Genomic DNA, 6,660 nt, shown 5'->3' with positions numbered 1-6,660 from the left:
ATGCAGCAGCGCCTGTCCGGCTGCCGTCGGCACCACGCCACGGCGGCGGCGCACCGCTGCTGGAGCGCCGAGCCGGTCCTCCATGCCCTTGATGCGGGCGCTGGCCGAGGCCAGGGCCAGCCCGGCAAGCTCGGCGCCATGGGTAATGCTGCCGCGTTCGGCCACCAGCAGGAACAGCCTGAGATCGACCAGATCGAAGCGCATTCTTTTGCTCCTGTGAAGATTCGGCGCCCCGGGGGAGGCGGTCGCCCTCCAGCCTTCGTCCTAGCCGAAGGCTGGCAGCGCAACTTCCACATTGTGATCGGCCGGGATGTTCGTCAAACAGTTTCGAAGGAGAAGTGTGATGAACGAACGAACATCAGGCCGGCTCGGCATTCTTGAAAGCACGGCGATTGCGTTGGCTGTTGCCGTGGCTGGCTTTGCCATGGCGCGCGCGGAGCCAGGCCTGCGGGGATGCGCGGCGACGGTCGCATCCACCAGCCGCGATGCCGCGCCGGCAAAGCCGACGCCAGAGGCCGACGCGACGGACATGCTGCTGCATGACTGATCCGGCCCTGAAGATACGATCATGCTGAGCGCCGGCGTCCTCGCCTGGATCGGCGCCGTCTTCCTCGCCGCCGGCTTCGTCAAGGGCGTGGTCGGCATGGGGTTGCCAACCGTGGCGATGGGCCTGCTGGCGGTGACGATGCCGCCGGCGCAGGCCGCTGCTTTGCTGTTGATCCCGTCGCTGGTCACCAATCTCTGGCAATTGCTGACCGGGCCATCCTTTGGCGGCCTGTGCAAGCGGCTGTGGACGATGATGGCCGGCGTGATGCTCGGCACCGTAGTCGGCGCCGGCCTGCTGACGGGCACGCATACGGGCGCGGCCTCGGCGGGGCTGGGAGTGGCGCTGGTGCTCTATGCAATCCTCGGCCTTGCCAAGGCCGGCTTCACCACGCCGGCGCGCCACGAGGCCTTGATGTCACCGCTGGTCGGCGTGGCGACCGGGCTGGTCACCGGCGCCACCGGCGTCTTCGTCATCCCGGCGGTGCCCTATCTGCAATCGCTGCGGCTCGAGAAAGAAGACCTGATCCAGGCGCTCGGCCTGTCCTTCACCGTGTCGGCGGCAGCGCTCGCCATCGGGCTGTTCAGGACCGGCGCCCTGGCATCGCCGAGCGCGCAACTGGCGGGGTCGATCCTGGCGTTGGCGCCGGCGCTGGCCGGGATGTTCGCCGGCCAGGCGCTGCGCCGGACAATGAGCGTCGAGACCTTCCGCACGGTGTTCTTCGCCGGGCTGCTGGCGCTGGGGGTGTATCTCGTGGGGGAGGTGGTGCTGTAGCCGTGCTTCGCAGCAGACCCTACCGCACCACCAGCACCGGGACCTCCGTGTAGGACAGCACTTCCGCCGTCTGGCTGCCCAGAAGCAGCTTGCCCAGTCCGCGGCGCCCATGCGAGGCCATCACGATCAGGTCGCAGCCCAGGGCCTGCGACAGCTCCAGGATGGCTTCGGCTGGCCGCTTGTCCTCGACATGCACGACCTCCGCGGAGACGCCGGCGGCGTCCGCCGACGCCTTGCTCTTGTCGAGAACCTCCTTGGCGTATTTGCGTGCTTCTTCCTGATAGGCGGCCAGTTCATCGCCAGCGGCATAGCCGGCCATGGCGCCTCCCCAGGCGAAGATCGGGAATTGTTCGGAGACGGTAACGAAGGTGATGGAGGCGCCGAGGCCCTTGGCCAGCGTCAGGCCGTGGGCAACGCCCTTGTCGGCCAGTTCCGATCCGTCCGTGGCAATAAGCAAATGTTTGTACATGATGACATGACCTGTTGTGCAAGGGCAAATGCCCTTGAGGGCGGGGAGCCTTGTGGAGGCTGACCTTGATATAGTTGCGGCATCGGGCTGATCACAGGGCCAGCCTGATGCGGATCAGGGCCAGGCGACCACGCAGTTTTGTACCAAGCGGATTCCCCTTTGCCGCATCGTCGCTTAAGGTGCCGGCGACATTGAAAGGCATCCCATGAGCAGCGCGTATCCCCAAATCCATCTGGTCCGGCATGGCGAGACGGCGTGGAGCCTTTCGGGGCAGCATACCGGCCGCACCGACATGCCGTTGACGCCGGCCGGCGAGGCCGCCGCGCGGGGTGTCGCCGAGCGGCTCAAGGGCCTGTCGTTTTCGGCGGTGTGGTCGAGCCCGTCGCAGCGCGCCTACAACACCAGCGTGCTGGCCGGCTTCGGCGCGCAGAGCGTCAAGAAGGACGATCTGCAGGAGTGGGACTACGGCGCCTATGAGGGGCTGACGACGAAACAGATCCTGGCCGAGCGGCCCGGCTGGAATGTGTTTCGCGATGGCTGTCCGAAGGGCGAGATGGCGGCCGATGTCGGCGCGCGCGCTGACAGGATTATCGGACAGCTTCGTGACGCTGGCGGCTCGATCCTGGTGTTTTCCAGCGCACATTTCCTGCGCGTGCTGGCGGCGCGCTGGATCGGCCTGCCGCCCGAGGGCGGCGCGCTGTTCGTGCTCGATACGGCCAGCATCAGCGTGCTTGGCTACGAGCATGATTTGAGCGAGCCGGTGGTTCGCAAATGGAACCAGAAATAGAACGGCTGAAAGCAGATCACGACCATGCATGACATTCAGCCGAGGCTGCTGCTTTCCGTGCAACGCGCGCTTCTGGGTGCCGTTTCGCCCAACCTTCGGGCGGTTATCTGCGGCTGGGCAGGCGTGGAGATCAAGCTCCGCTTTGTGTTTGACGGCGAGATCGCCGAAGAGAACCTTGACGATGTCCGCATCGTCGGAGCCGAAGTGGCCGCCGACTTTCCGGCACCATGGACCACCAGCGAAGATGTTGCTCGACTGGACTATCCCCACGACATACGCCCGGGCGCACTCGACCTTTGGGCATACCTGCGCAAGGAAAGCGTTGCGGCGACAGGAAATCCGTACTGAACCACCAGCTAGCGCCGATGGCCAGGTGCCTGCCGCCGATAGCCGGACGGCAACGCTTTATTTGTCGAACTTCCTGATCGCTTCGGCGGTTACCGGCGTGAAAAAATTGACCAGATTGCCATCCGGGTCGCGAAACAGCAGCGAGCGGTTGCCCCAGGGCATGGTGGTCGGCTTCTGCACCGTAACATCCCTGAGGAGGTCCGAGAGCCTGGCGAATTCCGCATCGACGTCGCCGACGCGGAATTCGAGGATGGCCGTGTGGTTGTCGGCAGGGCGGGCGATGTCGCCGCCGAACAGCATCAAGGTGCGCGTGCTGCCGATCGCCAGCGTGCAGGCCGGCGTCGCCAGTTCCGCGAAGTCTTCCGTGTACACCGTCACGGGCATGCCGGTGATCTCACCATAGAAGTGCACGAGACGCTGGACGTCTGACGTGATGATGCGGACTGAGACGAAATTCATCGCGTGGCTCCTTGATCGTTGAAGCCGTGGCCGGCTCCCAACCGATCTATAGGCCAGGCCTCCTGACAGCTTTCCGTCAGGAGAGGGGCGTAACGATCATTTGTTCGGCGCGGGCCAGACGGGCGGCAGGCCGAAGGCGGCGAACAGTTCGGCCGCGAGCGGGCCGACATAGACCGTCAGCGAGGCGATCCGGCCATCGGCCGGTTCGATGACATGCAGCGACTGCGCGCGCCATTCGGGTTCCCGATGGCGCCGGGCATAGACCGCAACGGCGGGCTGGCCGTTGGCCCTCGTCGCGACGGCATGGTAGCCGGCGAAATTGCCCCAGACGGTTTTGAAGAAATTGTGGATCGCCTCGCGCCCCTGATACCAGTCCAGCCATGGCGGCATGTGGTAGGTGGCGTCCTCGCGCAGCAGCTCGATGAAGCCGTCGAGATTGGCGGCCTGCCAGGCCTGCATGTAGCGTTCGAGCAGCAGGCTCTCTTCGCGATTGGGCCGCTCGCGCTGCAGGGGGCGTCCCTGCGGATAATGCATCGCCAGCGTCGCGCGGGCGCGTTGCAGGGCGCTGTTGATCGAGGCGGTCGTGCCGCCCAGCAAGTGCGCCGTCTCGAGCGCCGACCAGCCCAGCACGTCGCACAGAAGCAGCGCGGCGCGCTGCCTGGGCGGCAGAAGCTGGATCGCGGCGACGAAGGCAAGCTGCACGGCTTCGCGGGTCTCGTAGCGCGCGTCCGGGCCGGGCTCGCCGTCGACAAGATCCGGCAGTTCGGCGTCCGGGTACGGCTCCAGCCAGGAGAGCTCAGTGGCGGGCCCGCCAGCGGCGTGCCCCTCGGTCGGTGGCCGGCCGGGCTGCTCGAGAATGCGATGCGCTGACGACCTCGCCTTGATGGCGTTGAGGCAGCTGTTGGTGGCGATGGTGTAGAGCCAGCCGCGCGGCGAGCCGCGCCCGTCGAATTGCGAGCGGCCGCGCCATGCCCTGAGAAACGTCTCCTGCACGAGGTCGTCGGCCTCGTGCAGCGAGCCCATCATCCGGTAGCAATGCAGCTTGAGTTCGCGGCGGTGGGCCGTTGTCAGGCGCTCGAAGGCCAGACGATCGAGGACCGGCTGGCTTGTCCGGCCTTGGGGCTCAAGCGGGCCGGGAGCATCTGTCATAGTGAGCCTGCGGTGCTGATTTCGGCTGGCATCCTGCGCGCCTCATGCCGCCGCCGCAAGGCCGCTGCCGCTGACCGCGAAGGAGACGCCTGACAGCTTGCCGCCGGCGAGCGTGACCACGGCACGCCCGACATCGGCCGGCGTCTGCACGTCGGTCATGCTGGCGAGGAAATCCGACGGGCTGATGCCGAGATAGGCCGAGATGCCTTCGATGCCGCCCTGGCCGACGCCGGTGCCCGCCATGATGCGCATCGGTACCAGCGCCATGAAGCGCAGGCCAAGGCCCAGCCGGTCGGCTTCCTTCTGGCTATGGCCGGCAAGAAACATCTGCATGCGCTTGGCGCCGGAATAGCCGCCGGAATTCGGCGGCCCGCCGCTGAGTGCCGCGCCACTGGAGATCAGCACCACCCGGCTGCCCGGCTTCAGCCGGCCCTTGAGGGCCGCCTTGCAGAACAGGAACGACGCCTTGACGTCCATGTCCCAGTTTGCGGAAAAATCCTGCCAGCTCTGGTCCGGGATAGGCGCGGACGGGGCAAGCGCCCCGGCGCAGATCACCAGCACGTCCGGTTGCAAGGCGGCGAACACCGCATCGGGTGCCGTGTCCTGCGTGGCGTCTGCGGCAAGCGTCTTGACGCCTGACATCTCCCAGGAGAGTTCTTTCAAATCGGCCACGCCGCGGGCGACGGCGAGCACTGTCGCCCCCTCGCTGAAGGCGGCTTCTACGATCGAGCGGCCGACACCCCTGCTGCCTCCGACAACGACGACATTCTGACCTCGCAACGATCCCATGGATCACCTCGCTTTTCGGCCCGGAGGATTCCGGTGCCTGTAGGTGAAGACAGTGGGGATGGGTGGAAATCATCGGTGTGGGTGAGAAATTTTCTGAGACGCTCTCAAGAACCCACCGCCGAGTTCTGCCTTTGAGCTGTCACTCAGCGCTCAGCAGCGCCAGTTCCTCCGGCGTCAGATGCCGCGCCGCGCCCTTGGCGAGGTCGCCGAGCGGCAGGCGGCCGATGGCGATGCGGATGAGGCGCTTGACTTCGATGCCGTGCGCGGCGAGCAGCCGGCGGATGTGGCGGTTGCGGCCTTCGTCGAGCACGATCTCCAGCCAGGCGGTGCGGCCGCCGCTGCGCAAAAGCTCGATCGAGCTGGCGGTCAGGGTCTCACTGTCGACGGTGACGCCGGCGCGGAACTTGTCCAGCATCGTCTCATCCGGCACCGTGCCGATCTGCACGTGATAGGTCTTGGGCAAATGCGAGGCCGGGTCCATCAGCCGGTTGGCAAACCGGGTGTCGTTGGTCATCAGCAGCAGGCCTTCGCTCGCCTTGTCGAGGCGGCCGACCGGCGAGACGAAGGGCAGGTCGAGCCCTTCGAGGCAGGCATAGACGGTGTCGCGCTGTTGCGGGTCGTCGCGGGTGGTGACCAGCCCGCGCGGCTTGTTAAGCATGAGATAGACCTTGCGCTCGGCAACCACCGGCCTGTCGTCGACGACGATGCGGTCGCGGTCGAGGTCGACGCGCAGGGCTGCATCGCGCACCACCTTGCCGCCGACGCGCACGCGGCCTTCCGCGATCAGCACCTCGGCCTGCGTGCGCGAGCACAGGCCAAGCTTCGACAGCGCCCGGTTCAGGCTGACGCCGGCTGGCTTGCCGGTGGCTCGTGGCTGGCGTGGTGTCATGTCCTGCTTTGTCATCCGGCTGGCTTGTCCGGTTCGCCGGCGAGCTTGCCGCCGGCACCGTCGTTTCATGGTGGGCGGACTTGCCGCCGCACCTTGGCTATCACGCGCATCCGGTGCTGCTCAAGCTGCTGGCATGGGGCGGCCTATCTGGTGGCGGCCGCGACCAGCATTTCGCACGGCCCCTCGAACTGTCCGTCATGCTCGAACTGGCCAAGCGCGGTCTCGATCTCCGCCCAGGCGTCGTCCTGCTCGCTGGGCGACAGGCCGGCCAGCATCTGGTGCAGCGCGCCGAACGATTCCTGCTCGAACTGCAGGCATTCCAGCGCCGACTGCAGCCGCACCGGCGCGTTGACCTTCTCGATGCGCACGTCATGGAAACCGGCATCGGTCAGGCGTTTGGCAAGCACCGCCGGGTCGCCCAGGCTGAACGGTCCGGGCTGGCCGGGCAGGGG

Annotated in this window: 10 protein-coding genes and 1 pseudogene; 4 read left to right on the top strand and 7 right to left on the bottom strand. The window is 66.6% G+C overall.

The features are described from left to right. Window positions 1–204 (bottom strand): LysR family transcriptional regulator (locus EN935_RS17050; RefSeq protein WP_127373459.1); only part of this gene is annotated, 204 nt, incomplete at its 3' end. A gap of 139 nt (window positions 205–343) precedes the next feature. Here EN935_RS17050 and EN935_RS17045 point away from each other — a divergent pair. Both EN935_RS17045 and EN935_RS17040 read left to right on the top strand, forming a co-directional pair. Beyond that, window positions 344–547 (top strand): hypothetical protein, encoded by a 204-nt coding sequence (locus EN935_RS17045; protein ID WP_127265693.1) that lies wholly within the window; start codon window positions 344–346, stop codon window positions 545–547. Between the two features lie 21 nt (window positions 548–568). Beyond that, window positions 569–1,318, top strand: coding sequence for a sulfite exporter TauE/SafE family protein (locus EN935_RS17040; RefSeq protein WP_127265692.1), 750 nt, complete (start codon window positions 569–571; stop codon window positions 1,316–1,318). A gap of 19 nt (window positions 1,319–1,337) precedes the next feature. Here EN935_RS17040 and EN935_RS17035 read toward each other — a convergent pair whose 3' ends face one another. Then, window positions 1,338–1,787, bottom strand: coding sequence for a universal stress protein (locus tag EN935_RS17035; RefSeq protein WP_109660412.1), 450 nt, complete (start codon window positions 1,785–1,787; stop codon window positions 1,338–1,340). A 205-nt stretch (window positions 1,788–1,992) separates the two neighbouring features. Here EN935_RS17035 and EN935_RS17030 point away from each other — a divergent pair, with 205 nt between their 5' ends. Further along, window positions 1,993–2,574, top strand: coding sequence for a histidine phosphatase family protein (locus EN935_RS17030; protein WP_109660414.1), 582 nt, complete (start codon window positions 1,993–1,995; stop codon window positions 2,572–2,574). Between the two features lie 123 nt (window positions 2,575–2,697). Beyond that, window positions 2,698–2,922 carry a hypothetical protein gene (locus EN935_RS17025; protein WP_245488990.1) on the top strand — a complete coding sequence of 75 codons (225 nt, stop codon included), beginning with the start codon at window positions 2,698–2,700 and terminating at the stop codon, window positions 2,920–2,922. A 57-nt stretch (window positions 2,923–2,979) separates the two neighbouring features. Here the strand turns inward: EN935_RS17025 and EN935_RS17020 are convergent, their stop codons facing one another. From EN935_RS17020 to EN935_RS17000, 5 genes and pseudogenes are all read right to left on the bottom strand, one after another. After that, window positions 2,980–3,381: a VOC family protein gene (locus EN935_RS17020; protein WP_109660418.1), complete on the bottom strand. Its 402-nt coding sequence runs from the start codon at window positions 3,379–3,381 to the stop codon at window positions 2,980–2,982. Window positions 3,382–3,477: 96 nt separating this feature from the next. Further along, complete coding sequence (locus tag EN935_RS17015) at window positions 3,478–4,530, bottom strand: RNA polymerase subunit sigma-70 (RefSeq protein ID WP_109660420.1); 1,053 nt, start codon at window positions 4,528–4,530, stop codon at window positions 3,478–3,480. 42 nt (window positions 4,531–4,572) lie between these two features. Continuing rightward, window positions 4,573–5,319: an SDR family NAD(P)-dependent oxidoreductase gene (locus tag EN935_RS17010; RefSeq protein ID WP_127373458.1), complete on the bottom strand. Its 747-nt coding sequence runs from the start codon at window positions 5,317–5,319 to the stop codon at window positions 4,573–4,575. Between the two features lie 139 nt (window positions 5,320–5,458). After that, on the bottom strand, window positions 5,459–6,223 hold the full coding sequence (locus EN935_RS17005) for a pseudouridine synthase (RefSeq protein WP_245469026.1): 765 nt from the start codon (window positions 6,221–6,223) through the stop codon (window positions 5,459–5,461). A gap of 128 nt (window positions 6,224–6,351) precedes the next feature. After that, window positions 6,352–6,660, bottom strand: a pseudogene (locus tag EN935_RS17000) (hypothetical protein); the annotation flags it as partial.

This window comes from Mesorhizobium sp. M7D.F.Ca.US.004.03.1.1, from assembly GCF_003998635.1.
GTDB lineage: Bacteria > Pseudomonadota > Alphaproteobacteria > Rhizobiales > Rhizobiaceae > Mesorhizobium > Mesorhizobium loti.
The sequence above is the reverse complement of the archived record's forward strand: the minus strand, read 5'-3'. Positions and strand labels throughout refer to the sequence as shown.